26 protein-coding genes, 1 tRNA gene and 3 pseudogenes are annotated in these 24,549 nt (G+C 72.2%); 17 read left to right on the forward strand and 13 right to left on the reverse strand.

Features of this window, described 5'->3' with window-relative positions; all coding sequences use genetic code 11:
* Window positions 1–90 precede the first annotated feature (90 nt).
* The 3 genes from E6W39_RS23220 (at window position 91) to E6W39_RS23230 (ending at window position 3,606) form a co-directional block, all read left to right on the forward strand.
* On the forward strand, window positions 91–1,362 hold the full coding sequence (locus tag E6W39_RS23220) for a PE-PGRS family protein (protein ID WP_141635170.1): 1,272 nt from the start codon (window positions 91–93) through the stop codon (window positions 1,360–1,362).
* Window positions 1,359–1,919, forward strand: a complete 561-nt coding sequence (locus E6W39_RS23225) for a Pycsar system effector family protein (protein ID WP_220140257.1) — start codon at window positions 1,359–1,361, stop codon at window positions 1,917–1,919. The genes E6W39_RS23220 and E6W39_RS23225 overlap by 4 nt, the downstream gene beginning before the upstream one ends.
* A 541-nt stretch (window positions 1,920–2,460) precedes the next feature.
* Window positions 2,461–3,606 carry a M48 family metalloprotease gene (locus E6W39_RS23230; RefSeq protein ID WP_181799407.1) on the forward strand — a complete coding sequence of 382 codons (1,146 nt, stop codon included), beginning with the start codon at window positions 2,461–2,463 and terminating at the stop codon, window positions 3,604–3,606.
* A 17-nt stretch (window positions 3,607–3,623) separates the two neighbouring features.
* Here the strand turns inward: E6W39_RS23230 and E6W39_RS23235 are convergent, their stop codons facing one another.
* The gene (locus tag E6W39_RS23235; protein ID WP_141635172.1) at window positions 3,624–4,292 is read right to left on the reverse strand and encodes a response regulator; all 669 of its coding nucleotides are present in this window, start codon (window positions 4,290–4,292) and stop codon (window positions 3,624–3,626) included.
* On the reverse strand, window positions 4,289–5,413 hold the full coding sequence (locus tag E6W39_RS23240; protein ID WP_141635173.1) for a sensor histidine kinase: 1,125 nt from the start codon (window positions 5,411–5,413) through the stop codon (window positions 4,289–4,291). The genes E6W39_RS23235 and E6W39_RS23240 overlap by 4 nt, the downstream gene beginning before the upstream one ends.
* 128 nt (window positions 5,414–5,541) lie before the next feature.
* Here E6W39_RS23240 and E6W39_RS23245 point away from each other — a divergent pair, with 128 nt between their 5' ends.
* From E6W39_RS23245 to E6W39_RS41900, 5 genes and pseudogenes are all read left to right on the forward strand, one after another.
* Window positions 5,542–5,820, forward strand: a complete 279-nt coding sequence (locus tag E6W39_RS23245) for a hypothetical protein (protein ID WP_141635174.1) — start codon at window positions 5,542–5,544, stop codon at window positions 5,818–5,820.
* A gap of 17 nt (window positions 5,821–5,837) precedes the next feature.
* The gene (locus E6W39_RS23250; RefSeq protein WP_141635175.1) at window positions 5,838–6,698 is read left to right on the forward strand and encodes an ABC transporter ATP-binding protein; all 861 of its coding nucleotides are present in this window, start codon (window positions 5,838–5,840) and stop codon (window positions 6,696–6,698) included.
* A complete protein-coding gene (locus E6W39_RS23255) occupies window positions 6,695–7,687 on the forward strand; it encodes an ABC transporter permease subunit (protein WP_141635176.1) in 993 nt (330 codons plus the stop codon). Before E6W39_RS23250 ends, E6W39_RS23255 begins: the two co-directional genes overlap by 4 nt.
* 124 nt (window positions 7,688–7,811) lie before the next feature.
* Window positions 7,812–7,934 (forward strand): hypothetical protein, encoded by a 123-nt coding sequence (locus E6W39_RS43075; RefSeq protein WP_267286704.1) that lies wholly within the window; start codon window positions 7,812–7,814, stop codon window positions 7,932–7,934.
* 77 nt (window positions 7,935–8,011) lie between these two features.
* A pseudogene (locus E6W39_RS41900) lies at window positions 8,012–8,369 on the forward strand (tyrosine-type recombinase/integrase); the annotation flags it as partial.
* A gap of 191 nt (window positions 8,370–8,560) precedes the next feature.
* On the opposite strand, the gene E6W39_RS23265 reads toward E6W39_RS41900, so the two are convergent.
* The 6 genes and pseudogenes from E6W39_RS23265 to E6W39_RS23285 form a co-directional block, all read right to left on the reverse strand.
* Window positions 8,561–9,292 carry a response regulator gene (locus E6W39_RS23265; protein ID WP_141635178.1) on the reverse strand — a complete coding sequence of 244 codons (732 nt, stop codon included), beginning with the start codon at window positions 9,290–9,292 and terminating at the stop codon, window positions 8,561–8,563.
* Window positions 9,289–10,089: a sensor histidine kinase gene (locus E6W39_RS23270; RefSeq protein WP_181799408.1), complete on the reverse strand. Its 801-nt coding sequence runs from the start codon at window positions 10,087–10,089 to the stop codon at window positions 9,289–9,291. The genes E6W39_RS23265 and E6W39_RS23270 overlap by 4 nt, the downstream gene beginning before the upstream one ends.
* The gene (locus tag E6W39_RS39610; protein WP_456152141.1) at window positions 10,071–10,472 is read right to left on the reverse strand and encodes a DUF7134 domain-containing protein; all 402 of its coding nucleotides are present in this window, start codon (window positions 10,470–10,472) and stop codon (window positions 10,071–10,073) included. The genes E6W39_RS23270 and E6W39_RS39610 overlap by 19 nt, the downstream gene beginning before the upstream one ends.
* Window positions 10,473–10,477: 5 nt before the next feature.
* Window positions 10,478–11,485: a hypothetical protein gene (locus E6W39_RS23275; RefSeq protein WP_141635180.1), complete on the reverse strand. Its 1,008-nt coding sequence runs from the start codon at window positions 11,483–11,485 to the stop codon at window positions 10,478–10,480.
* A 513-nt stretch (window positions 11,486–11,998) separates the two neighbouring features.
* A tRNA-Pro gene (locus tag E6W39_RS23280) sits at window positions 11,999–12,072 on the reverse strand.
* A 75-nt stretch (window positions 12,073–12,147) separates the two neighbouring features.
* Window positions 12,148–13,091, reverse strand: a pseudogene (locus E6W39_RS23285) (metallophosphoesterase).
* Between the two features lie 600 nt (window positions 13,092–13,691).
* On the opposite strand from E6W39_RS23285, the gene E6W39_RS23290 reads away from it, so the two are divergent.
* Window positions 13,692–14,924 (forward strand): M14 family zinc carboxypeptidase, encoded by a 1,233-nt coding sequence (locus E6W39_RS23290; RefSeq protein ID WP_181799410.1) that lies wholly within the window; start codon window positions 13,692–13,694, stop codon window positions 14,922–14,924.
* Window positions 14,925–15,176: 252 nt separating this feature from the next.
* Complete coding sequence (locus E6W39_RS23295) at window positions 15,177–15,635, forward strand: GatB/YqeY domain-containing protein (protein ID WP_101380972.1); 459 nt, start codon at window positions 15,177–15,179, stop codon at window positions 15,633–15,635.
* A 119-nt stretch (window positions 15,636–15,754) separates the two neighbouring features.
* Here E6W39_RS23295 and E6W39_RS41905 read toward each other — a convergent pair whose 3' ends face one another.
* Window positions 15,755–16,108: a hypothetical protein gene (locus E6W39_RS41905; RefSeq protein ID WP_228718308.1), complete on the reverse strand. Its 354-nt coding sequence runs from the start codon at window positions 16,106–16,108 to the stop codon at window positions 15,755–15,757.
* Window positions 16,105–18,060, reverse strand: a complete 1,956-nt coding sequence (locus tag E6W39_RS23300; protein WP_228718309.1) for a transglycosylase domain-containing protein — start codon at window positions 18,058–18,060, stop codon at window positions 16,105–16,107. Before E6W39_RS23300 ends, E6W39_RS41905 begins: the two co-directional genes overlap by 4 nt.
* Window positions 18,061–18,486: 426 nt before the next feature.
* Between E6W39_RS23300 and E6W39_RS23305 the strand changes: the two genes are divergently transcribed.
* A complete protein-coding gene (locus E6W39_RS23305) occupies window positions 18,487–18,810 on the forward strand; it encodes a WhiB family transcriptional regulator (protein ID WP_101380974.1) in 324 nt (107 codons plus the stop codon).
* A gap of 91 nt (window positions 18,811–18,901) precedes the next feature.
* Here the strand turns inward: E6W39_RS23305 and E6W39_RS23310 are convergent, their stop codons facing one another.
* Window positions 18,902–20,074 carry an ArsA family ATPase gene (locus E6W39_RS23310; RefSeq protein WP_141635182.1) on the reverse strand — a complete coding sequence of 391 codons (1,173 nt, stop codon included), beginning with the start codon at window positions 20,072–20,074 and terminating at the stop codon, window positions 18,902–18,904.
* Window positions 20,071–21,105, reverse strand: coding sequence for an ArsA-related P-loop ATPase (locus tag E6W39_RS23315; protein ID WP_181799411.1), 1,035 nt, complete (start codon window positions 21,103–21,105; stop codon window positions 20,071–20,073). Before E6W39_RS23315 ends, E6W39_RS23310 begins: the two co-directional genes overlap by 4 nt.
* 172 nt (window positions 21,106–21,277) lie before the next feature.
* On the opposite strand from E6W39_RS23315, the gene E6W39_RS23320 reads away from it, so the two are divergent.
* The 6 genes and pseudogenes from E6W39_RS23320 (at window position 21,278) to E6W39_RS43080 (ending at window position 23,843) form a co-directional block, all read left to right on the forward strand.
* Complete coding sequence (locus E6W39_RS23320; RefSeq protein WP_095874066.1) at window positions 21,278–21,436, forward strand: DUF4177 domain-containing protein; 159 nt, start codon at window positions 21,278–21,280, stop codon at window positions 21,434–21,436.
* A complete protein-coding gene (locus E6W39_RS23325) occupies window positions 21,436–21,900 on the forward strand; it encodes a RidA family protein (RefSeq protein ID WP_141635183.1) in 465 nt (154 codons plus the stop codon). Before E6W39_RS23320 ends, E6W39_RS23325 begins: the two co-directional genes overlap by 1 nt.
* Before the next feature lie 47 nt (window positions 21,901–21,947).
* The gene (locus tag E6W39_RS23330; protein ID WP_228718310.1) at window positions 21,948–22,850 is read left to right on the forward strand and encodes an NUDIX hydrolase; all 903 of its coding nucleotides are present in this window, start codon (window positions 21,948–21,950) and stop codon (window positions 22,848–22,850) included.
* Window positions 22,847–23,026 (forward strand): hypothetical protein, encoded by a 180-nt coding sequence (locus tag E6W39_RS23335; protein WP_141635184.1) that lies wholly within the window; start codon window positions 22,847–22,849, stop codon window positions 23,024–23,026. Before E6W39_RS23330 ends, E6W39_RS23335 begins: the two co-directional genes overlap by 4 nt.
* Window positions 23,027–23,115: 89 nt before the next feature.
* Window positions 23,116–23,531 (forward strand): annotated as a pseudogene (locus E6W39_RS41910) (MBL fold metallo-hydrolase); the annotation flags it as partial.
* Window positions 23,520–23,843, forward strand: a complete 324-nt coding sequence (locus E6W39_RS43080) for an MBL fold metallo-hydrolase (protein ID WP_267286767.1) — start codon at window positions 23,520–23,522, stop codon at window positions 23,841–23,843. The pseudogene E6W39_RS41910 and the gene E6W39_RS43080, both read left to right, overlap by 12 nt.
* A gap of 25 nt (window positions 23,844–23,868) precedes the next feature.
* Here E6W39_RS43080 and E6W39_RS23345 read toward each other — a convergent pair whose 3' ends face one another.
* On the reverse strand, window positions 23,869–24,543 hold the full coding sequence (locus E6W39_RS23345; protein WP_030288117.1) for a Crp/Fnr family transcriptional regulator: 675 nt from the start codon (window positions 24,541–24,543) through the stop codon (window positions 23,869–23,871).
* Window positions 24,544–24,549: the final 6 nt, after the last annotated feature.

The following is a 24,549-nucleotide window of genomic DNA, read 5'->3' on the forward strand; positions in this document are numbered from 1 at the left end:
CGGCATCCGTGACATCGCGCCGCCGTGGCCCAGAGGTCACGGCAAGCCGTGACCTCCCCACGGTCGAACCATCCCAAGGAGAACAAGCCCATGCCCCAGCCGCTGCAGTGGCAGCAGGATGTGAACCGCCACTCACAGCTCGCCGATCCGGTCGTCACCATCCAGGAGCTGTCGCGGTTCAAGCCGCTGCGGACCACCCGCATCGACTACGCCCTGGTCTTCACCACGGCCCAGGGCGGCCTCGACACGTATCTGCCGCCCAACCGCCCCAGCCGCACCGAGCTGGCCACCCGCAGGTGGAGCAGCGTCTATGAAGTGGACACCGGTCAGCACGGGTTCGACGCCGTGCTGGCACTGCCCAGCCGGGACGACGCCTTCCTCTTCGAGGTCACGCTGAACTGCGGCTGGCAGGTCACCGGACCGGGCGACTTCGTGGCGAGCGGGGTGCGCGATGTCCCCGCCATGGCACAGGGGTTGGTCGACCAGCTCATCCGGCCGGTGCTGCGTCAGTACGCCATGGCGGACAGTGCCATCGCGGAGAAGGCGGCTCAGGAGACGCTGTTGGCGAACGAGCCGCTGGGCGCGACCGCCGGCTTGTGGCTCGGGTGCGTCATCCAGATCCGCCAGGACGAAGAAGCCCTGCGGCACGCCAGGGAGTTGCGCGAGATCGAGTTCGCCCAGCAGAAGCTCGACCCGCGGCACGCACTGCACGTGCGCGAGGACGAACTGGCGGCGGAGCGCGCGCTCGCCCAGGGCCGGCATGAGCACCTGCTTGCGCTGCAGGAGCAGAACCTCGCCCATGAGCGGGAGTTGACGCGCAGCCGGCAGGAGCTGGAACTACGGGAGTACGAAGCGAAGAAGATCGAGTACTACGCGTACTACCTGGAGCGGGGCGGACCGCAGGCCATGGCGATGCAGCTCGCGCAGCATCCCGAGGACGCGCAGCTGATCATGGCAAACCTGCGGGAGGATCAACTGCGGCTCATGCAGAACCAGTTTGACGTCGCGATGCGGGCGCTCGGCGGCGGCCCCGGCGGCCTGGAGGAGCACCAGCTGGACGGGCTGCGCGGGCTGGCCGCCAGCGTGACCAGGGAGCTTCTCAGCGCCAGGTTCGTGTCGGCGCCCTTCGGGAGCGGGTCCGCCGCCGTGGCGGGTGCGCCGCACCCGGCGAGCGCCGACGGCGAGACCGACCCGGCACCGGCCGATGCGGCTGCGGCCGACGCGGCTCCGATCGCCGATGCGGTTCCTGCCGCAGACGGGACGCACGCGGCCGCCGCCCCCGTGGACGGCTCCGGCGCCGAACCGGCCCACGCGGGACCGGTCTTCGGCTACCGCGTCCCGACCCAGCCGCCGGCCCGATGACCGTCGCGGAGTCGGGAGCGGGGCCGGGGGCAGGGGCGGAGTCGGAGCCGGCCGCCCGGACCGCCGTTCCGCAGGCCGCCGAGAAGCTGCTCGCGGACCTGCGGCAGGAAGCGGCGCGGGCGGACACCAAGGGGTCGGTGCTGGTGGGGGTTCAGGGCACCGCCGCCGCCGCGCTGGTCGGCGTGCTCACCGCGCGGGGCTGGAACCCCGGCACGCTGAGCGCACTCGGACAGGCGGTGTGGTGGACGGGTGCGGCCTGCTTCCTGGCCTCGATGGGGGCGCTGCTGATGGCGGTGCTGCCGAGGTTCCGGTCCCGAGGATGGCGGCCGGGCAAGCCGATCACCCACTTCGCCGACATACGGGGCGCGGCCGCGCTCGGGCCGGCCGCGCTGGAGGCGGCACTGCTGGAGACCGAACGCGCGCCGCTGGCGGCCCTACTGGCCGCGCTCACCGAGAACAGCCGGATCGTCACCGGCAAGTACTGGTGGCTGAGGGCCGGGATGGCCTGCTTCATGGGCGCGCTGGTGCTGCTACCGGGCTCCCTGCTCGCGGGCTGAGCGCGGGCGCCTTCTTCGCACGACATCCAGGAGTTGTGGATCCATGACCACCTACCAGCCCCAGCCTGGCCCGCACCACGCCGGCGACCTCGACGCGCCGCCTCCGTACCCGGGGAGGAGCCGCCCGCCTACCCTGCGGCTCCGGCCTACCCGGGGAGGCGCCTGTCTCTTCTGCGGCGCCGGTCTATCCCGAGGCTCCGGCCCGCACGGCAGCGGCGCCTGTTTACCCGGAGGCTCCGGCTTACCCGGGGGAGGAACCGCCCGCCTACCCGACGGCGCCGGTCTACCCGGAGGAGGCGCCTGTCTCTCCTGCACCGCCGGTGTACCCCGAGGCTCCGGCCCGCACGGCAGAGGCGCCCGCCTACCCCGAGGCACCGGCCTACTCGGGGGAGGAACCGCCCGCCTACCCCGGTGAGCCCCCGTTCCCCCTGGCCCCGCCCACCCCCGCTCCCGTGGCCGACCCGCCCCCGCCTACCCGTCCGGCCCGGCTCCCGCCTACCCGGCTGCGGGCACCCCGGTTGCCACCCCCACCGCACCGCCCGTGACCCCGCCGGCCCCGGACTGGGTCTCCGAGTTGCCGCCGCAGCCTCCCCACCCACCGGCGGCAGCGCCGGGGGAGCAGGACGACCTGGTCCTGCAGTCGGGCCGCAAGCATCTGAAGGCACGTCAGCGGGGCGTGGACGGAGCTGCCTTCTCACAGCTGGTGGTGGCCCTGCCGATGGCTCTGATCAGCCTGGTCGTCGTGGCGGTCGTCTCCTCCATGGTCCCGCTGGCCGGAGCGTTCGTGCCGCTCGTGTGGTTGCTGTCCGGCCCGTTGGTCTTCAACTCCCGTGTCGAGGCGGTGATCGCCCGACACCTGCTGGGCATGCGGCGCCCCGAGCCGGCGGACGCCCAGCGGCTGGCAGAGGTCTGGGGGGAGGTGACCCGTCGCGCCGGAGTCCGGCCCGACACCTACGAGTTGTGGATCCAGGAGCGCGCCGAGCTGAATGCCACGGCAGCGGCCGGTCACATCGTCGGGGTGACCCGGCATGCGATGGACCGGCTGCCGAACTCGCAGTTGGCGGCGGTGCTCGCCCATGAGCTGGGCCACCATGTGGGCGGGCACACCTGGGCGGGGCTGCTGGTCGACTGGTACGCGCTGCCGGCCCGGACGGCGGGCCGGTTGATCGCCGTCGTGCTGTCCAAGACGCTGAAGGCGAAACCCGCATGCGGCGGCTGCCTGCTGGTGATGGTCGTGTGGTTCGTCGCGTTCCTGTCGTTCTTCCAGGGGCTGTGGTGGCTGGTGCTCTCCGTCGCGGTCGCCCCGCTGATGATCTCCTGGCTGCACCGGCGCGCCGAGTCCCGCGCGGACGACTATGCCGCCGGGCTCGGCTTCGGTGCGGAGCTGAAGGCGGTGCTCCGCCAGGAGCTCCAGAGCCGCCCCGCCCCGGCGCCGGGCTCCGTGGCCCGGACCCATGGTTGGCCCCCGCACCCCGGCGCCCCGTACTCACCCCAGGCGCCCTGGCCCCCGGCCCCGCCGCAGACCCCCGGATGGCCCCCGCACCCCGCCAACTCCCCGTTCGCCGCCAAGCCCGCCAAGCCGGACCCCGCCCAGGTTCTCGCGCGGGCCGCGCACCGCAATGTCGAGGCCCGCCTGAAGCACCTGGGCCGCAGCGAACGCGAACCGCGTGAGCCGATGGGCAGGTAGCCACCACCGCAGGTGACTCACCCGCCCGGCTCGGCCCCGTCCATCAGGCGGCTCTCCCAGGCCCAGGCGGCGATCTCCACCCGGTTGCGGACGCCGAGTTTCTGCTGAACGGCCGTCAGATGGCTCTTGACGGTGGAGAGCGAGATGAACAGCTCGGCGGCGATCTCCTGGTTGGTGCGGCCGCGCGCGATGAAGCGGATCACCTCGACCTCGCGGGCGGACAGCGGCCGGGCCGTCGGGGCGGTGGACGCGGCGCGGGCGGGGGCCAGTCGGCGGAGCAGCCGCAGGGTGACGGACGGGGAGATCAGCGCGTCGCCGGCGTGCGCGGCACGCACCGCCTCGATCAGCAGGGCCGGGGCGGCGCCCTTGAGCACGAAGCCGACGGCACCGGCGTGCAGCGCGCCGTGCACGTACTCGTCGAGGTCGAAGGTGGTGACGACCACCACCCGGAGCGGCTCGGCCACCCCGGGGCCCGCCAGGGCGCGGGTCACCTCGATGCCGTCCAGCCGGGGCATCCGGATGTCGACCAGGCAGACGTCCGGCCGCAGCCGGCGGGCCAGCTCGACCGCCTCGGCCCCGTCGGCGGCCTCGCCCACCACCGTGATGTCGTCCTGGTCCTCCAGGATCAGCCGCAGGCCGGAGCGGATCATCGCCTGGTCGTCGGCGAGCAGCACCCGGATGCTCATCGGGGCTCCCGGGCCGGCACCGGCAGACTGGCCAGCACCGACCAGCCGCCACCGGGGCGCGGGCCGGCGGTCAGCCGGCCGCCGAGCGCCTCGACCCGTTCCGCCATGCCGATCAGGCCGAACCCGCCCGGCTGCCGGTGCCGGGGGTGGCCGGGCGGGGCGTCGTCGGTGACGGTGACCGTGACGCCCTCCGGGCCCTGGGCGACGTCGACGGTGGCCGAGCGGGCGTGCGCGGCATGCCGGGCGATGTTGGTCAGCGCCTCCTGGACGATCCGGTGCACCGTGCCGGCCACCTCGGGCGGCCAGGTCGGAGCCGGGTCGTCGGGCAGGAGCAGCCGCACCTCGGGACCGTGGCCGTCGAATCGCCGCACCAGCTCCGACAGTTGCTCGGGGCCGGGCACCGGGGCCGCCGTGCCGACCGCGTCCTCGGTGTCGCGCAGCAGGCCGACGACCCGGCGCATCGCGACCAGCGCGTCGCCGCCGGCCTCCTCGATGCCCGCCAGGGTGCCGTCCAGGGTCTCGGGCTGCCGGCGGGCCATGATCCGGGCGGCCTGCGCCTGGACGACCATGCCGGTGACATGGTGGGCGACCACGTCGTGCAACTCCCTGGCCAGCGCCAGCCGCTCCTCCCGTCGCACGGCATCGGCCGCTGCGCAGCGCCGGTAGTCCAGGAAGCGCAGCCCGAGCCCGGCGCCGAGGGCCAGCACCCAGGCCTGGCTGCCGACCCGGAACGGGGTGCTCGGCGCCGCAGAGGTCAGCAGGCCGGTGATCATCAGCGCCAGCCCGGCCAGTGCGGTGCCGGCGGCCGGCCGCCAGGGCAGCGTCCGCAGCGCGGAGCCGCCGAGGACCAGCAGGCCGAGCACGGCGGCGGGGCCGGGCTCGCCGGGCAGGTGGGCGACCCGCGCGGTGATCGCGGCGGCACCGGCGACGACCAGGCCCAGGGCGGCGGCGCGGCCCCGGTCGCGTTCCCGGCCGAGCGCGATCAGGCAGACGACCGTGCCGACCGCCGCGTCGAAACCCCAGACCCGGTCCTGAGCGGCGTACTGAGCGGCCATCAGCGCCAGCACCACCGCGAACAGCACCCCCAGCGCCGCGTTGACCGCCTTCCCCGTGCGCACCATTGTCTTCACCTCGCCCACGCTAGGGGATGCCGCAAGCCATCGAACCAGCCGAAAGTACGACTCGGCAGGGCCAGGACCGTACCTTCGGCCGCTGCGGCGCCCGCGGCCTGGCCAGCAGGCTCTTGGCCATGGCACTCTCCACATCCCTGGCGCTGGCTTCCGCTCTTGCCGAGCACACCGCTCTGGCCGAGCACACCGCTCTCACCGCGAACGCCGCTCTCACCGCGAACGCCGCTCTCACCGCGAACGCCGCCCTCACCGCGAACACCGCTCTCGCCGAGAAGACCGAGCGCAGTCCGCTGCTGTACGCCTGGCTGACCGTCCAGGTGGCGTTCCTCCTCGCCCTCGGTTACGGCGCCTACCGGCTCGTCAGGGCCTGGCGCACCAACCGGCGTTCGCGCGGCTGATTCCGGGGGAGCAGACGATGACACCAGTACTCGAAGCGTCCGGGCTGACCAAGCGGTACGGCCACCGGACCGCCCTCGCCGACTGCGACCTGTCCGTTCCGGCGGGCCGGGTGATCGGGCTGGTCGGCGCCAACGGCGCCGGCAAGTCGACGCTGCTGCACCTGGCCTGCGGGTTGACCGCGCCCACCTCGGGCACCATCCGGGTGCTGGGCGCCGCGCCCGCGGCCGGCCCGGCCCACCTGGCCAGGGTCGGGTTCGTCGCCCAGGGCGCCCCGCTCTACGCCGAGTTGTCCGTCGCCGACCACCTCAAGCTGGGCGCCAAGCTCAACCCGCGCTGGGATCCGGACCTCGCCCGACGGCGGCTGGCCCGGCTCGACCTGGACCCGCGGCAGCGCGCCGGCCGGCTCTCGGGCGGCCAGCGCGCCCAGCTCGCCCTGGCGGTCGCCGCGGCCAAGCGGCCCGACCTGCTGATCTTCGACGAGCCGGCCGCCGCCCTCGACCCTCTGGCCCGGCACGCCTTCCTGGACCATCTGATGGAGTCGGTCCGCGAGTTGGGCGCCGCCGCGATCCTCTCCTCGCACACCCTCCCCGACGTGGCCCGGGTCTGCGACTACCTGATCGTGCTGGCCGGGTCCCGGATCCAGCTCGCCGGCGAGGTGACCGAGCTGCTCGCCACCCACGCCCGGATCACCGGCGACCCGACCGCGCTGCCGGCCGCCGCGGAGACCATCAGCCGCAGCGACCGGGGCGCCGTCGTCCGGCTGCCCCGGCCGCTGCCGGTCGACGGTCCGTGGCAGGCCGACCCGCTCGACCTCGAAGAACTGGCCCTCGCCTACCTCGACCGCGCCGAACGACTCCCCACGGAGGCCCACCGATGATCTGGCTGACCTGGCGGCAGTTCCGCGTCCAGGCCCTGGTGGCCCTCGGGGCGGTGCTGCTGCTCGCCGGCTACCTCGCCGTGCTCGGCCGGCAGGTCCACACCGCCCACGCCGACGCCCTCGCCCACTGCGCCGGCCACGACACCTGCGCCGCCCTGCTCGGCGCCTTCGCCGACCACTACCGCCTGCCGACCGAGCTGCTCGGCTACCTGCTGCTCGCCGTGCCCGGGATCCTCGGGGCGTTCTGGGGCGCGCCGCTGATCGCCCGCGAACTGGAGAACGGCACCCACCGGCTGGTCTGGAACCAGAGCGTGACGCGCGGCCGCTGGCTGGCGGCCAAGTTCGGCGTCGTCGGCCTGCTGAGCCTGGCCGTCACCGGCCTCTTCAGCCTGCTGCTCGGCTGGGCGACCGGCCCGGTCACCGCCGTGATCGGCAACCGCTTCGAGCCGGAGGTCTTCGCGGCCAGTGGCCTCGCCCCGCTCGGGTACACCGCGTTCTCCTTCGTGCTCGGCGCCACCGCCGGCCTGTTCTGCCGCCGCACCGTGCCCGCCATGGCCGCAACCCTGCTGGCCTTCACGGTGCTCCAGGTCGCCACCCCCGCCCTGATCCGCCCGCACTACGAGACTCCCGTCCACGTCTCGGTGCCGCTCACCGCCGATCTGATCGGCCATCTGACGAAGATCGGCACCTACGGCGACATCGACGGCCTGCGGGTCCCCGGCGGCCCCTGGCTGGTGACCACCACACCGATGCTCGACCCCACGGGCAACACGGCGGGCCACGCCGCCTGGTTCCAGGACTGCATGAACAACAGCTCCTTCGCCGACCTCCCGGCCTGCCTGGCCAAGGGCAACCTGCACGTCGACATCACCGAGCAGCCGGCCGCCCGCTACTGGACCTTCCAGTACGCCGAGACCGCCCTCTTCACCACCCTGGCCGCCCTGCTCGCCGCCCTCGCCACCTGGCGCATCCGCCGCCGGCTCACCTGAGGCGCTCGTCGCGGTCGTCGAGTTCCCTGGGCCGGCTGCCACGCCGCTGCCACGGGCGCGGCGGATCGTTGCCGCGTCGGGCCGAACCGGCCGGGCGATCCAACAGAGCGAAACAGGAGGGGACATGGACACCAAGAAGACCGAGAAGGCCGGCGCGGCGAAGGTTGCCGTGGTCAAGATCGAGGTCCGCAAGCTGGACAAGGTCGAGGCGACGGGCTACCCGAGCATCCTGTTCGTCGTTCGGTAAGTCGGCCGCAGTGCCCCGCCCTCCCGGACGGCGCTTGCCCGCCGTTCGGGAGGGCGCGTCCCGACCAGCAGCGCGGAGAGGAAGCCGACGACCAGGGCTGGGACCGCTACGCCGCCGATGACAAGTGGGAGGAGAACAACCCCGTCTTCCACTCCGACGTGGGCAAGCAGCTCGACCCCTCCCACGTCCGCCGTGCGTTCCGCACCGCCATCGCGAAGGCCGAAGGGGTGAATGCCGCCGAATGGACGCCACGTGAGCTACGTCACAGCTTCGTTTTCCCTGCTCTCCGGCAGCGGGGTGCCGCTGGAAGAGATCTCACGGCTCGTCGGGCATTCCAGCACGGCCGCCATCGAGGAGGTCCACCGGAAGCAGATCCGCCCCGTGATCCAGACCGGCGCCGTGGTGATGGACGACCTGTTCCAGCAGGGGCCCTGAGCGGTAGTCACGCAGCTGGTCACGCACAACGAGGAAGGGCCGTACCGGATCTCTCCGGCAGGGCCCTTGCCTGCTACTACTGGGTCGGGGTGGCGGGATCTGAACCCACGGCCTCTTCGCCCCGAATCGCGGGCAGGGTGGTCGCTGGGGTCATCTATGCAGCTCAGAGGTGGTGTCGGGGGCGCTGGCGATCACTGTTGGATGGTGCGGTTGCGGTACTTTGCTGCTGTACTTCTACGCGGCGACCGGTCTGACGGCGGCTGACGCATGCCGGGGCGCACCAGCCGATGCTCGTACGCGAAGATCACCGCATGCACCCGGTCGCGCATGCCGAACTTTGCGAGTATGCGCCCGACGTGTGTCTTCACCGTCCCCTCGGAGAGGAACAGCTCCTTGGCGATGGCCGCGTTGGACGCACCGCGCGCGATCAGCAGCAGTACCTCGCGCTCGCGGTCGGTCAGCGCGTCCAGCGGATCCGGGCCCGCCAGCGGTGCGGGGAGCTCTGCGGCCATCTGGTCCAGCAGACGCCGCGTGGTGGACGGGGCGATCACGGCGTCGCCGCGGTGGACGGTCCGGATCGCGGCGAGCAGGTCCTCTGCTGGTGCGTCCTTGACCAGGAAGCCGCTTGCGCCGGCCTGCAACGCGGCGAAGGCGTATTCGTCGAGATCGAAGGTGGTCAGCACGATGACCTTCGGCGGATCGGCGCGCGCGAGCAGTTGCCGGGTCGCCTCCACCCCGTCCACCCTGGGCATGCGGACGTCCATCAGCACGATGTCGGCGGTCGTCGTGGCGAGCCGTTCCAACGCCTCGGCGCCGTCCCCGGCCTCGCCGACCACCGTCATGTCGTCCTGTGCCTCCACCACCATCACGAAGCCGGCTCGAACCATGGCCTGGTCGTCGACGAAGAACACCCGGATCGTCACGTCGAAGCCCTCTCGGGACGCTCCGCGCGCCTCGGCAGCCGGGCGCTGACCAGGAATCCACCGTTCGGCCCGGCCCCCGTCCGCACTGTGCCGCCGGCGACCGCCATCCGCTCGCGCATCCCGACAAGGCCGTGCCCCGCTCCGTCGCTTGGCCCGGGCCCCCGCCCGTTGTCGCTCACTTCGATCACCACCGTCTCGGCCGACCAGCAGAACCGTACCTCGGAGCGGGCGCCAGGACCGGCGTGTTTCAGAGTGTTCGTCAGCGCCTCCTGGACCAGCCGGTAGACGGCCAGTTCCGCGGTCGGCGTGAGCCGGTGCGGCGTGCCGGTCTCGGTGAGGTCGATGTCGAGGCCGAGGCCGCGTACTCGTTTCAGCAGTTCAGGCAGTTGAGTGAGATCGGGCTGCGGGCTGAAACCGCCGTCGTCTTCACTGCCGCGCAGCACTCCCAGCAGCCCGCGCATGTCCTCCAGTGCCTGCCGTCCGGCCTCCTCGATCGTGCCGAGGACCTCTGCTGCCCGCTCGGGCTTGGCGCGCGCCGCGTACTGGCCGCCCCGCGCCTGACTGACTATCACCGCCAGCGTGTGCGCGATCAGGTCGTGCATCTCGCGGGCTATCCTGGCCCGTTCGTCCAGTGTGGCCCGGTGGGCCCGTTCCTCTCGCTCGGCCTCGGCTCGGACGGCCCGGTGCTCCAGCTCGGCGACGTAGGCCAGGTGGATCCGGCGGAACCGCCCGAGGCTGAACGCCACCAGCACGATCGCGAGCAGGAAGCCGAACAGGATCACCGGTGGCAGCGGCATCCCCGGGACCGGGTGACGCCGGCCCAGGCCGCGGTCCCGGCAGCGCCCAGGGCGCCCACCGCGATCCCCGTCAGCGGTGCGCGTCGGCCGCCGTACGCGCAGTAGCCGTACAGCGCCAGGGGGAACGCCAGCAGCGAGGGCAGCAGCAGGAACCCGTTGAGCACCACGACCTGCACCCCACAAGCCACGCTCACGGCGGCGAAGGACACAGGGGGTGCGCCTCGCCGCCACGCCAGTGCTGCAAGGCCGACCATCGCGGCCGGTGCCAGCACAAGCGTCCATGACCTCGGCGCCGCCAGCCACAGCAGCAGCAGGCTCCAGCCGCCGACCGGGACGCCGACGGCCAGCGCGAGCAGGGCGTCCGAGCGGGTCGGACGTGCCACCCCGCTCAACGGCCGCACACCTGGCACGCGGCCTGGGTCTGCCGCCGGTAGGCGTTGGTGGCACCAGCGAGCGCGAGCCCGAAGAGCGCCCAGCCGCCGTACACCAGCAGGATTACCCAGGAGTTCGCACTACCGGAATCGAACGGAAGCTTCGGCCCGCCGAGCAGATGGTTGACCGCGGCGAAGGCCGGGATCATGCCCTGCAGCACCAGGGCGCCAGACAGGCCCACCCCTGCGGCGACCGGCAGCAGGCGCGGCACCCGCCGGTCGGCCAGGAAAGGCACCCAGATCGGGAACGTTCGCCCCCACGGCCGTACCAGCGCGAGGGACAGCACCACGCCCCCGACCAGCAGCATGGTCTCCATGACCGGGAACCCCTCCGTGTATACACCGGGCCGCCCGATGCCGCCGCCCGCCCACCAGTAGTACTTCACACTCGGATAGACGATGGCCAGCATGCACGCCGTGTACCCCAGCCACGCGGTCGGCCGGTCCCGGTGGCCGGGGCGCAGCCCGCACCGGTCGCAGCCGTCCCCCGTGACGCGCTGGAAGGCGAGCGTGCACCGGGCCAGGGCGATCGTGGCCGCGAGGGCCACCGTACGGGTCAGGAAACCGGGCCAGTCCACCTTGGAGAAGTCGCCGGCGGGAATCCCGGTGGCCCAGAAGAACGCGCGGAACACGTCGAAGACGATGCCGACCGCGGTCCACAACAGCAGCACGCCTGCGGCCCACCCGGCGCACGTCGTCAGCCGCCGGCGTGTGCTCTGAGGGGCGGACGCCGCAGCCATCGCCAGCGCTGCCGCCACGCCGGCTCCGCCACCAGCCCACGGTGCCCATGCGGGCACGACGCCCTTGGAGGAGAGGTAGTCCTGGGCACCGGGAATGTGCGGCTCCGCCGCACAGGCCAGCAGCACAGCCGCGCTCGTCGCCAGAGCAAGCCATGGCCGGATGGGTCGGGGCAGGTCTGCCGCGGAGGCGGCCCTACCAGTCAGCGGAACGACGCCCTGTGGCATCTCGGACTCCTCTCCCGCGCAGGTGGCGGTGATGGTCGTGGCGAACAGGATCCCGACCACCGTGGCAGGCCTCGCGCGGGTGCCGCGTCTGCCTCAGGTCTCGCGCAGGTATGACCTGCGGACGACTACCGGTGGAGTGGGACGCCGCACAGTGAGCGCCACTTCCAGAAGGTGCTGCTCGACACCCTGAAGGCGCCAAGGTGCTCAAAGACGAGCGGATGGCCACCTGGACGGGTCGGTGCAGGCCGGCTACTCGCACGTGACCGACGAGATGCGCGAGGAACTGGTGGACGGCCTGACACGGATTTGGGAGGCCGCCCTCGAAGCCCGGCGGCGGATGTGTCCCACGTCACCCGTGGCCGTGCTCAGCGATCTGCTGAGGGGCGGTCAGTAGAAGACCCCGGGAGAACGATCCCAAGATCTTTTCTCCCAAATTTCTCCCAAACGGCCCCTGAGAACCAGTCAGGGCCGGTCTCCCTTGTGGGAGACCGGCCCTGAGCTGGTCTTACTGGGTCGGGGTGGCGGGATTTGAACCCACGGCCTCTTCGTCCCGAACGAAGCGCGCTACCAAGCTGCGCCACACCCCGGTCTTGCGTTTGTCGCTCCGTCTCCTTCGCGACGAGTAGAACTCTACCCGACGCAGGTCAGGAGACGAAATCCGGTTAGCGGGGGCGAGGGGTCAGGGTCATCAGGGTGGCCTCCGGGGGCAGGCGAAGCGGACGGGGGTGTAGCGGTTGGTGCCGCAGCCGGCGGAGACGTGCAGGTAGGACTGGCGGCCGCCGGCGCGGTGGGTGGAGAGGCCCTTGACCCGCTTGGCGTCCAGGTCGCAGTTGGTGACCAGGGCGCCGTAGAAGGGGATGCAGAGCTGGCCGCCGTGGGTGTGGCCGGCCAGGATCAGCGGGTAGCCGTCGGCGGTGAAGGCGTCCAGGGTGCGCAGGTAGGGGGCGTGCACCACGCCGATCGACAGGTCGGCGTCGGCGGACGGGCCGCCGGCCACCGCCGCGTAGCGGTCACGGCGGATGTGCGGGTCGTCCAGGCCGGTGAACTCGAGGTTCAGGCCGGCCAGGGTGAGGCGGCCGCGGGTGTTGGTGAGGTCGATCCAGCCGGCGGCGTCGAAGCCGTCGCGCAGCTTCTCCCACGGGTTGTGGATGGCGCCGGTGATGCCGGCCCGGCCGGTGCCGTCGGCGTTGTTGAGGCCGTGGTTGCCGCTGGCCAGCGCCTTCAGGTAGCGGGTGGGGCTCTTGCGGGCCGGGCCGTAGTAGTCGTTGGAGCCGAAGACGTAGACGCCGGGGAACTCCATCAGCGGGCCGAGCGCGTCCAGCGCGGACGGCACGCCCAGGGGGTCGGAGAGGTTGTCGCCGGTGTTGACCACCAGATCCGGCCGCAGCCCGGCCAGGCTGCGCAGCCAGCGCTGCTTCTTGCGCTGCCCGGTCACCATGTGGATGTCCGAGACCTGCAGTACCCGTAGCGGCTTGGCCCCGTGGGGGAGGACCGGGACGTCCACCCGGCGCAGCCGGAATGCGCGGACTTCGTACCCGGCGGAGTAGGCGAGTGTGGCGGCGCCGGTCGCGGCGACCGCGAGCGGGACGGAGTACAGCTTTCGCATCGGTCCATGGTCGCAGACGGGTTCGGTTCCGGTGAACCTGGCCTTGGCCCGGGGTGGGCACGACCGGAGACGGAGCGGGACTGCGTGGGGTCGGTGCCCGCTTACGCACCGTCAGCTGACGGCGAGCTCGGGAGCTGTTCGACTGCGAGTGAGCGGGCGTGTGCGTGAGGGCGCAGGTGTCGCGCGCTCGCGCCCCGCGGGTCTGGGTGCGGCGGCTTTCGGCTTGCGATCTGGGGCGCCGGGAAGGGCAGCGGCGTGCGGGGCTCCCTCTTCGTCAGGGCGCCGACTGGGGCCAGTCGGCGCAGCAGCGGGACGTCGCGGCTCCAAGGGCTCCTGCCCGGCGGCCGGGATTCGCGGCGCCATCCGCATCACAGATCAACTCCCGTATATCGTACGGGTACTTGACGCGGACTTTCGGTTCGTGGACTACTGATGATGCATCAATAGTCCGATTCGCTCGCCAAGAAGCGGATGTCACCGGCCACGGCCGCCTGCACGGTGCTGGAGCGAGGGGGGAAGTCCGTTCTGATCTCCATCGATACCTCGACCGAAGCGGGTCGGGCGGTGGTCCGGTGCGACCGGTATCCGACTCTCAAGCAAGTGGCGTCAGCAGCACATGAGTTGGCGGAACGATGGCCGGACCGCTGTCGACTGCGCATCATCGGCACCTCGCGTGGCGGGCGGCCACTGCAGCTGCTCTCCATCGGCACGGCGCCCGAGCAGGCGCTGGTGGTGGCCGGCGCACACGCCAATGAGTCGCGGCTGGGCGGGGCCAGCATCGTGGAACTGGCCCAGCGGGTGCTGGCCGATCCGGCCCAACACGCTGCGGTCACCTGGAACTTCCTGCTCTGCCTGGACCCGGACGGTGCCCAGCTGGCTGAGAGCGGGCCGCGCGAGCCGAGCCAACTGCTCGACAACTTCCGGAACTTCTACCGGCAGGCGCCGGACGAGCAGCCGGAGTGGGCCCCGTCAGTCGGGCGGATGCTGCCCGAGAGCCGGGCGCTGCTCGACCTGATCGACGAGCTGCGCCCGGTCGTGCAGTGCTCCCTGCACAACTGCGAGATGGGCGGCACCTTCGTCCAGGAGACCGGCGACATCCCGGGCCTCGCCGAAGAAATCGCCAAATCGGCGGCCGAGTTGGGGATTCCGCTGGATCTCGGCAGCTATGACGCGCTCTACTGGCCGAGCCCGGGCCCGGGCGTCTACCTGATGCCGGGGGTGGCCGAGGTCGAACACTCCCAGGCCTCCTCCTGGGCGGTCGGGACCACCACCTGGCATGCACCGAATCGCTATGGCGGGGTCACCGCGATCGTCGAGGTCCCGCTCTGGCCCACTGAACGGGTGGCCGCCGCGGAACCGGTCGCCGATCCGGCGCCGAGCCTGCTCGCCGCGGCCGAGCAGCTCCGGCAACGCGGCCGGCTGGTCGAGGAGTTCCACGCCACCGCCGCCGCGCTGCTGGGGGACGGGGACTGGCCGCTGCTGCGCGCCGTCGCGGGGATGCTGCCGGTCTTCCGGCCGCTCGCCGACGAGTGGGATCCGCGGGTCGCGCAGCCGGGGGCGCCGCCGCTGCCGCCGATGACCGGTGCCCGGCTGGCCGGCATCGAGGTGTGGGCGCACTGCGTGCCGCTGCGGGCCGTCGCGATGCTGCACCGGGCCCTGGCCCCGGTCCGCGACGGGGCCGCGGAGCCGCGCGGGCGGTTGTCCGCCCTGGTCGAGGCCTGGTGCGCCGAGTACCAGGACTGTCTGCGCGGCAACTGGCTGCCCGTCACGCGGCAGGTGGAGCAGCAGGTCCGCATCGTGCAGGCGGCGGTCCGGCTGGCACGACGGCCCTGACCGAGCTCCCGCCCAGCCAGGCCGCCAGAGGCTCAGTGCCCGCCCAACCATGCCGCTGGTTCTGACGGTGTTCCCGCTCAGCCAGGCCACTGCTTCCGACCCAGCGCCCGCCCGGCCGGGCCGCCGGTTCTGTCTGATCACCCGCCCGGCGGGGCCGCCGGTGCCGACCGTGCGCCCGCCCGGCCGGGCGATCCGCGCTCGCCGAGTGCTTATTCATGGGCAGATCGGCAGCCGAGATGTGAGGATTGCCCCATGACAACGCTCAAGGAGCGGCTTCGGGACGACCTGACGGCCGCCATCAAGGCCCGGGACGAGCTGCGCTCGTCCACGCTTCGGCTGACCCTGGCCGCCGTCTCGGCAGCCGAGGTGGCGGGCGAGGAGAAGCGCGAGCTCAGCGATGACGAGGTGCGCCTGGTGGTGCAGGGCGAGGCGAAGAAGCGGCGGGATGCCGCGGATGCCTTCGCCAAGGCCGGCCGGGCCGAGCAGGCGGATCGGGAGCGGGCCGAGGGCGTCGTGCTCGCCGAGTTCCTGCCGCAGCAGCTCAGCGACGAGGAGCTCGCCGCGATCGTGGCCGCCGCGGTGGCCGAGAGCGGTGCGACCGGTCCGCAGGGCATGGGCGCGGTGATGAAGCTGGTCCGCCCGAAGGTCGACGGCGTCGCCGAGGGCGGCCGGGTGGCCGCCGCGGTGAAGGCCGCCCTGGCCGCGAAGTAACCCCTGGGAACGCTGGCCGCGAAGTAACCCCTGACCGAACCGCGCCCGCCGAGCGGGCGCCCAGCGAAAAGCGCCCGGCGCCCCTCCGGAGAGGGGCGCCGGGCGCTTGTGCATACCGATCAGTGGTGGTGCTTGCTCGGCCCGGGCTGCGGCTGCCCACCGGTCCCGCCGCCGATCAGACCGGGCGGGAGGCTGAAGCCCGGGAACGGGTTCTGGGACGGCGGAGGCGGCGTGGTCGCCGCGGCGTCGGTGGCGCCGCCACCCGGGGCGGCCGGCGGCGGGGTGTTCTGGTCGGGGTTGGGCGTGGAGCTGCTCGGCGCCGACGGCGGCTGCTGCACCAGGGTGAAGGGGGTGGCCGGCGTGCCTGCCAGCGCCTGGTTCATCGCCATCTGCCAGATCGGTCCGGGGCCGGTGGCGCCGTAGACGCCGCCGTCGGCACCGAAGTCGTGGCCTCCGATGGTGATGTTGGTCATCGGCACGGTGTACTCCGGGCCGCCCAGCCAGACCACGCCGACCAGGTCGGGGTGTAGCCGTCGAACCAGGCCGCGTTGCGGTGGTCGGCGGTACCGGTCTTGCCGGCGATCATGCGGCCGTCGTCCAGGCCCAGCTGGGAGCCGGTGCCGCCCTTCTCGGTGACCCCCTTCAGCATGGTGTTCATCTTGTCGGCGGTGTCCTGCGTGATCACCTGGCTGCAGTTGGCCTTCGGCACGGCCAGGTTCTTGCCGTCGATGCCCACCACCGAGGAGATCGCGATCGGGTCGCAGTGCATGCCGCGTGCGGCGAAGGTGGCGTAGACGCCCGCCATGTCGAGCGGGCTCATCTCCTCCGTGCCCAGCGCCATCGACGGACGCTCCGCCAGGGGGTCGCCGTTGGCCGTGTTCTTGATGCCCAGCTTGTTGGCCATCTGCTTGACGGCGCACATGCCGATGTCCTGCTCCAGCATGATGAAGTAGGTGTTGATCGACGCCGCCATGGCGTCGGTCATCGTGTACTGGCCGTGCTCGGTGTCCGGATTGTCGTTGGAGACCTGCTCGTTGCTGGTGTTCACGTAACGCCCGGAGCACATGGGCTGGTTCGGGTAGGGCATCTTGGCCGGGGAGTCATAGGTCTGACTCAGGTCCTTGCCGCCGTCCAGGGCGGCGGCGGCCACGATCGCCTTGAAGGTGGAGCCGGGCTGGAAGCCGTTGCCGCCGCCCATCGCCGCGTCCACGTTGAGGTTGAGCACGGTCTGGTGCTTGGTGGCGTCCAGGCCGTACGGCCGGGTCTGGGCCATCGCCTGGATCTCGCCGGTACCGGGTTTGATCATGGTCATGGCGGCGGCGACCGAGTCGGTCGCATAGACCTTGGTGGTGACCGCCTTGTTGGCCGCGGCCTGCTTGTCCGGGTCGATGGTGGTGGTGATCTTCAGGCCGCCCTGGGTCCAGAGCTTGTTGCGCGCGTCGGAGGACGCGCCGAAGGCCGGGTCGCTGAGCACCACCCGGCGCACGTAGTCGCAGAAGAAGCCCATGCCGGCCTGCGCGGTGATGCAGCCGTTCTGCGGGTCCTGGTAGTCCAGTCCGAGCCCGGTGGCCTTGGCCTCCTTGGCCTGCTCGGGCGTGATGTGGTGGTACTCCGCCATCTTGTCGATCACGGTGTCCCGGCGGGCCTGCGCGGCCTTGGGGTGCGCCAGCGGGTCGTAGGCGGTGGGGTTCTGCACCAGCCCGGCCAGCAGTGCGGCCTGGGCGATGGTCAGATCCTTGTTGGGCTTGTTGAAGTAGCGCTTCGAGGCGGCCTCGACACCGTAGGCCTGGTGTCCGAAAAAGGTGATGTTGAGGTAGTTGGTGAGGATCTGGTCCTTCGACAACTCCTCTTCCAGCTTGATCGCGTACTTCAGCTCCTGGACCTTGCGGCCGACCGTCTTCCGGGTCGCGTCCAGGAACGCCGCCTGGTCGTCGCCCGCCTCCTCGACGAAGACGTTCTTGACGTACTGCTGGGTCAGCGTGGAGGCGCCCTGGGCATCCGCGCCGGAGGAGGCGTTCTTGGCGATCGCGCGCAGCACGCCCTTGGGGTCGATGGCGCCGTGCTGGTAGAAGCGGGCGTCCTCGATGTCGACCTGCGCCTCGCGGGTCAGCGACGACATCTGATCCTGCGTCACTATCTCGCGGTCGCGGGCGTAGATCATGGCGATCTGGTTGCCCTTGGCGTCATAGATGTACGACGCCTGGGAGAGCGTGGGGGTCGTGAAGTCGGCGGGCAGGCTGTCGAATCCCTGGACGCCGTCCTTCGCGCCCAGTCCGATCGCGCCCACCGCGGGCAGCGCCAGGCCGGCCACCAGGAGGCCGGACAGAAGGCTGACGCCGAGGAAGGTCAGTCCATGCCCGGCCAACTCCAGCGGAGCACTGCGCTGTCGGCGGGGGCGGGATGCTGAGGAACGCTTCGGTGCCATGGGAGGACTCTACGTTGTCGTTTCCGACCCATGAGGGCAGGTGTTCGCTTACGCTTGTCACAAGCCTGCGACAGCTCCGCTCCGTGCATCCCAAACACTCCTGTGAGTGTTGAGGGTTGTCCGATTTGACTGGATATGAGGCGACTGCCCTGCAGACTATTCCAAGTCAGCGGCCTTGGCGGGCGGGAGCGTTGTGGCGCTGCGTGACGAAAGGGGCGTTCGGGACCTTCGCAAGGCCCGCGACCTGCGATCACTCCAACGAGTGATCTGACCGGCACCCATAGTCCGATCGGGTCATTCGAGATTGGACCCCAAGGGGCTGTTGCGCTCCGCCAATCTTCCGTAACGTCCTCAACTGGCAACGGTGAATATGCCGTTGCCGCCGTGGTGGGGGAGCCTCGATGTATCGGGAGAGGACGGCGGGGCATGGGCTGGGTTGATGACTGGAGTGCGCAGGCCGCCTGTCGCACGAGTGATCCGGACGAGCTGTTCGTCCAGGGGGCGGCACAGAACCGGGCAAAAGCCGTGTGCAGCGGCTGTCCGGTGCGTACCGAGTGCCTGGCGGATGCGCTGGACAACCGGGTGGAGTTCGGTGTCTGGGGAGGGATGACCGAGCGGGAGCGCCGCGCGCTGCTGCGCCGCCGCCCGACGGTGCTCTCCTGGCGCCGGCTGCTGGAGACGGCGCGGACGGAGTACGAGGAGTCCCTCGCCACCGGCGTGATCCTCTCGGACTACGCGCAGGCGGGCTGACCAGGCTCGGTCTGCGCAGCTGACAAGGGGTCAAGACCCCTTCTCTGCAGCTGACAAGGGTTCATGACCCCGCATCCCGGGGTGGTTGTGATCAATCGGTCGACCCGGCCAGCTGACGGCCGATCAGCCGCAGCCCGTCCAGGTCGTGCACGTCGCCGGCCAACGCCGGCACCTCGACCACCGGCACATCCGGGTAGACCGCCACGAACCGGTCCCTGGTCCGCCGTTCCCGCCCGATCACCTCGACCCGTTCGGCGTGCAGTCGCAGCAGTCCGGCGGCCAGCGCCTCCGCCTCGGCCTGCCGGGGCTCGTGGTCGGCGCCGTTCTCCTCCAGTGCCTGCGCCGCGGCCTGCGCGCGCTCCGCGGTCAACTGCGGTGCCCCGGTGCCGTGCACCCGGTTGAGCACCAGCCCGGCCAGCGGCATCTGGTCGGCGGCCAGCCGGTCCACGAAGTAGGCGGCCTCGCGCAGTGCGTCCCGCTCCGGCGCGGCGACCACCAGGAACGCCGTGCCCTCCGCCTTGAGCAGCTGGTAGGTGCTCTCGGCGCGCTCCCGGAAGCCGCCGAACATCGAGTCCATCGCGGCCACGAAGGTCTGCAGGTCGGTCAGCAGTTGGGCCCCGAAGATCTTGCCCAGGGTGCCGGTGAGCAGCCCCATCCCGACGTTGAGGAACTTCATCGCGCTGCGCCCGCCGACCTTGGCCGGGGTGGTCAGGATCCGGATGAGCCTGCCGTCCAGGAACGAGCCCAGCCGCCCGGGTGCGTCCAGGAAGTCGAGGGCCGAGCGGGACGGCGGGGTGTCGACCACGATCAGGTCCCACTCGCCGGTGGCGCGCAGCTGGCCCAGCTTCTCCATCGCCATGTACTCCTGGGTGCCGGCGAATCCGGCGGAGAGCGACTGGTAGAAGGGGTTGTCCAGGATCGCCCGGGCCCGCTCCGGGTCGGCGTGGGCGAGCACGACCTCGTCGAAGGTCCGCTTCATGTCGAGCATCATGGCGTGCAGTTCGCCGGGCCCGTCGGCGGTGTCCGCGCCCTTGACCGGGCGCGGGGTGTTGTCCAGCTCGGTCAGGCCCATCGACTGGGCCAGCCGCCGGGCCGGGTCGATGGTCAGCACCACGGTGCGCCGGCCGCGCTCCGCGGCCCGCAGGCCGATCGCGGCCGCCGTGGTGGTCTTGCCGACCCCGCCGGACCCGCAGCAGACCACGATCCTGGTCTGCGGGTCGTCGATCAGCCGGTCCAGGTCGAGGACCTCCGGCGTGCCGGTCATGCCGCCCCCTGTCGCTTGAGTTCACCGGCGAGCCGGTACAGGCCGCCGAGGTCGACGCCACCGCTGAGCAGCGGGAGTTCGTAGCCGGGCAGGTCGAGGGCGGCCAGTTCGGCCCGCTGGTCGCGTTCGAGTGCGACCCGCTCGGAGTGCTCCCTGGCCTGGGCGAGCAGCGGATCGAGGAGCGGCTCCACGGCGGTCCGCCGGGTGGCCGCCGAGCGGGAACGGCCGCCGAGGCCGGCCTCCACCAGGGCCCGGGCCACCTCCTCGCGGTGGTCGCCGTGGGCCGCGGCCACCGCGGCGGCGTCCAGCACCGGCGGGCGCACCATGTTGACCAGCACCCCGCCGGCCGGCAGCCCGGCCTCGCGCAGCTCGGTGAAGCCGTCCACGGTCTCCTGCACCGGCATCTCCTCCAGCAGCGTGACCAGGTGCACCGCGGTCTCCGGCGACTTGAGCACGCCCATCACCGCCTGGGCCTGGCTGTGTATCGGCCCGAACCGGGCCAGCCCGGCCACCTCGGAGTTGACGTTGAGGAACCTGGTGAGCCGCCCGGTGGGCGGGGCGTCCATCACCACCGCGTCGTAGACCCGGCGCCCGTCCGGCCCCTTGCGGCGGGCCGCCTCGCAGGCCTTGCCAGTGAGCAGCACATCGCGCACGCCCGGGGCGATGGTGGTGGCGAAGTCGACGAAGCCGACCTTCTGCAGCGCCTTTCCGGCTCGCCCGAGCTTGTAGAACATGTCGAGGTACTCGAGCAGCGCCTGCTCGGTGTCGATGGCCAGCGCGAACACGTCGCCGGAGGTCTTGGGCCCGGACAGGCCCAGCTGGGCGGAGGAGACGGAGGCCACCCGGCGCTCCTCGTAGGGCAGCGCGGCGATCCCGAAGAGCTCGGCGATCCCCTGCCGGCCCTCGACCTCGATCAGCAGGGTGCGGCGGCCTTCGGCGGCCAGCGCCAGGGCGAGCGCCGCCGCCAGGGTGGTCTTGCCGGTGCCGCCCTTGCCGCTCACCACATGCAGTCGTACGCCCTCCCAGTCCACGCTGCCTCTCCGTCCGCTCGAAGTCCTCGTCCTGCTCGAAGTCCTCCTCGCGAGCGTAACCAGCCGCCGCGCCGGATGCCGGGAGCATCCGGGTGCAGGCCCGGTCGGCAGCCCGCTTTGTGTCCCACCTCACATCGGCTGTGCCAGGTCGCCGACCGTCTAGAGTCACCCCATGACCAAGTGGGAATACGTGACGGTGCCGCTGCTGGTGCACGCGACCAAGCAGATCCTGGACACCTGGGGCGAGGACGGCTGGGAGCTGGTCCAGGTGGTGCCCGGGCCGAACAACCCGGAGCAGCTGGTGGCCTACCTGAAGCGGGAGAAGAGCTGATGAGCAAGGTCGAGAGCCGGCTCGCCGAGCTGGGCCTGACGCTGCCCGAGGTGGCCAAGCCGGTGGCGGCCTACGTTCCGGCGGTGCGCAACGGCGACCAGGTGCTGACCAGCGGCCAGCTGCCGGTGGTCGGCGGCGTGCTGAAGCAGACCGGCAAGGTGGGCGCCGAGGTGACCGCCGAGGAGGCCAAGGCGCTGGCGGAGGTCTGCGCGCTGAACGCGCTGGCCGCCGTGAAGTCGGTGATCGGCGACCTGGACCTGATCGACCAGGTCGTCAAGGTGGTCGGCTTCGTCGCCTCGGCGCCCGACTTCACCGGCCAGCCGGCCGTGATCAACGGTGCCAGCGAGCTGCTCGGCAAGGCGCTCGGCGAGGCGGGGGTGCACGCCCGCAGCGCGGTCGGCGTCGCGGTGCTGCCGATGGACGCGCCGGTCGAGGTGGAGATCCAGGTCCGGGTCAAGGCCTGACCTGTTGCCCCTTCTCAGCAGCCGGTCCGGGTGCATAGCATCCGGACATGGCTGCTGACTCTGCTGATGGAAACGGGGCCGGTCGCAACGCGGCCGGGATCGCGATGCCGCCGAGTTGGCCGGCCCGGATCCGGGCGCTGGCCGACGGGCGGCTGACCCCGCTGGTGCCCAAGCCCTCCGCCACCGTGGTGCTGCTGCGCGACGGCGCCGACGGGCCGCAGGCGTACCTGCTGCGCCGGCGCGGGTCGATGGCGTTCGCCGCCGGGCTGTACGCCTACCCGGGCGGCGGGGTCGATCCGCGGGACGCCGAACAGCCGCCGGCCTGGGCCGGGCCGAGCCCCGAGGAGTGGGCCGAGCGGCTCGGCGTGGACCGGGCGACCGCGCAGGCGGTGGTCTGTGCCGCGGTGCGGGAGACCTTCGAGGAGGCCGGCGTGCTGCTGGCCGGGCCGGACGCCGACACCGTGGTGGCGGAGCGCGACTGGACGGCCGAGCGGGCCGCCCTGGAGGCGCACGAGCTGTCGTTCGCCGAGTTCCTGCGCAAGCACGACCTGGTGCTGCGCAGCGATCTGCTGGCGGGCTGGGCCCGCTGGATCACCCCGGCCTTCGAGGAGCGCCGGTACGACACCTGGTTCTTCGTCGCAGCGTTGCCGCCCGGCCAGCAGGCCGCCAGCGAGGTGGGCGAGGCCGACCGGGTGACCTGGCTGACCCCCGCCGAGGCGGTGCGCGGGCACGCCGAGGGCCGCTACGGGATGCTGCCGCCGACCGTCACCGTGCTGCGCGAGCTGCTGCCGGTGCGCACCCCGGCCGAGGCGCTGGCGGCGGCCGGGCGGCGCACGCTGACCCCGGTGCTCGGCCAGGCCGAGGTGATGGGGGATCGTATGACTGTCCGGTGGCCAGGGTATGAAGAGCTGACCATCGACGGGCACTACCCCGAGGAAGGACAACCATGATCCACAATGACGTGGCTCGCGTGCGCGACATCCCCGCCCGCCGCCTGGCTGCCCGTGCCCTCAACCGCCGGCTGAGCAGCGATGACGAGGCCCTGGCCGCCGACCCCACCCCGCGCACCCTGATCCGTCCCCTGGACGGCCGCCCGCTGACCCGCGAGCTGGAGGCCGGCCGGTGAGCAGCGGCCTGCCCGGAGACCCCGCGCCCACCGTCGGCGGTGCCGCCACGGCGCGTGCGCTCTGCGTGCTCGCCCCCAACCCGTCCCCGATGACGCTGGACGGCACCAACACCTGGCTGCTCTGCGAACCGGGCTCGGACCAGGTCGTGGTGATCGACCCCGGGCCGCTGGACGAGGGCCACCTGCGCGCCGTGATCGACGCCGCCGAGCGGCAGGGCCGCCGGATCGCGCTCACCCTGCTGACCCACGGCCACCATGACCACGCGGCCGGCGCGGCCCGGTTCGCCGAGCTGACCGGCACCAAGGTGCGGGCCCTCGACCCGGCCCACCGGCTCGGCGACGAGGGCCTGACGGGCGGCCAGCTGATCGAGGTGGGCGGCCTGGAACTGCGCGTCGTCGCCACCCCGGGCACACCGCCGACTCGCTCAGCTTCCACCTGCCGGCCGACGGCGCGATCCTCACCGGGGACACCGTGCTGGGCCGCGGCACCACCATGGTCGCCCACCCGGACGGCGTGCTCGGCGACTACCTGGACTCGCTGCGGCGGCTGCGCACCCTGGCCACCGAGCACGGTGTGCGCACCGTGCTGCCCGGCCACGGCCCGGTGCTGGCCGACGCGCTGGGCAGCGTCGAGTACTACCTGGCGCACCGCGCGGCCCGGCTGGCCCAGGTGGAGACGGCGGTGGAGGCGGGCTGCCGCACCGCCGAGGCGGTGGTGGCCCGGGTCTACGCGGACGTGGACAGGGCGCTCTGGCCGGCCGCCGAGCTCTCGGTGCGGGCCCAGCTGCAGTACCTGGAGGACCACGGGCTCATCTGAGCACCGTGGTCCCCGGCTGTCGGAGTCAGCGGGAGCGGCGGGAGAGCCGCTCGACGTCCAGCAGCACCACCGCGCGGGCCTCCAGCTTCAGCCAGCCACGGCCGGCGAAGTCGGCCAGCGCCTTGTTCACGGTCTCCCGGGAGGCGCCGACCAGCTGGGCGAGCTCCTCCTGGGTGAGGTCGTGGGCGACGTGGATGCCCTCCTCGGACTGCACGCCGAACCGGCGCGACAGGTCCAGCAGCGCCTTGGCCACCCGGCCCGGCACGTCGGAGAAGACCAGGTCGCTCATCACGTCGTTGGTCCGGCGCAGTCGGCGGGCGATGGCCCGCAGCAGCGCTATCGAGACCTCGGGGCGGGCGTGCAGCCAGGGCTGCAGGTCGCCGTGGCCCAGGCCGAGCAGCTTGACCTCGGTCAGCGCGCTGGCGGTGGCGGTGCGCGGCCCGGGGTCGAAGAGCGAGAGCTCACCGATCATCTCGCTGGGACCGAGCACCGCGAGCATGTTCTCGCGGCCGTCCGGCGAGGCGCGGTGCAGCTTCACCTTGCCCTCGGCGACCACGTAGAGCCGGTCGCCCGGGTCGCCCTCGTGGAACAGCGACTCGCCGCGCGCGAGGGTCACCTCGGTCATGGAAGCGCGCAGCTCGCCGGCCTGTTCGTCGTCGAGCGCCGCGAAGAGCGCGGCGCGCCGCAGAACATCGTCCACGTGCTT

The organism is Kitasatospora acidiphila, assembly GCF_006636205.1.
In the GTDB taxonomy this organism is placed as follows: domain Bacteria; phylum Actinomycetota; class Actinomycetes; order Streptomycetales; family Streptomycetaceae; genus Kitasatospora; species Kitasatospora acidiphila.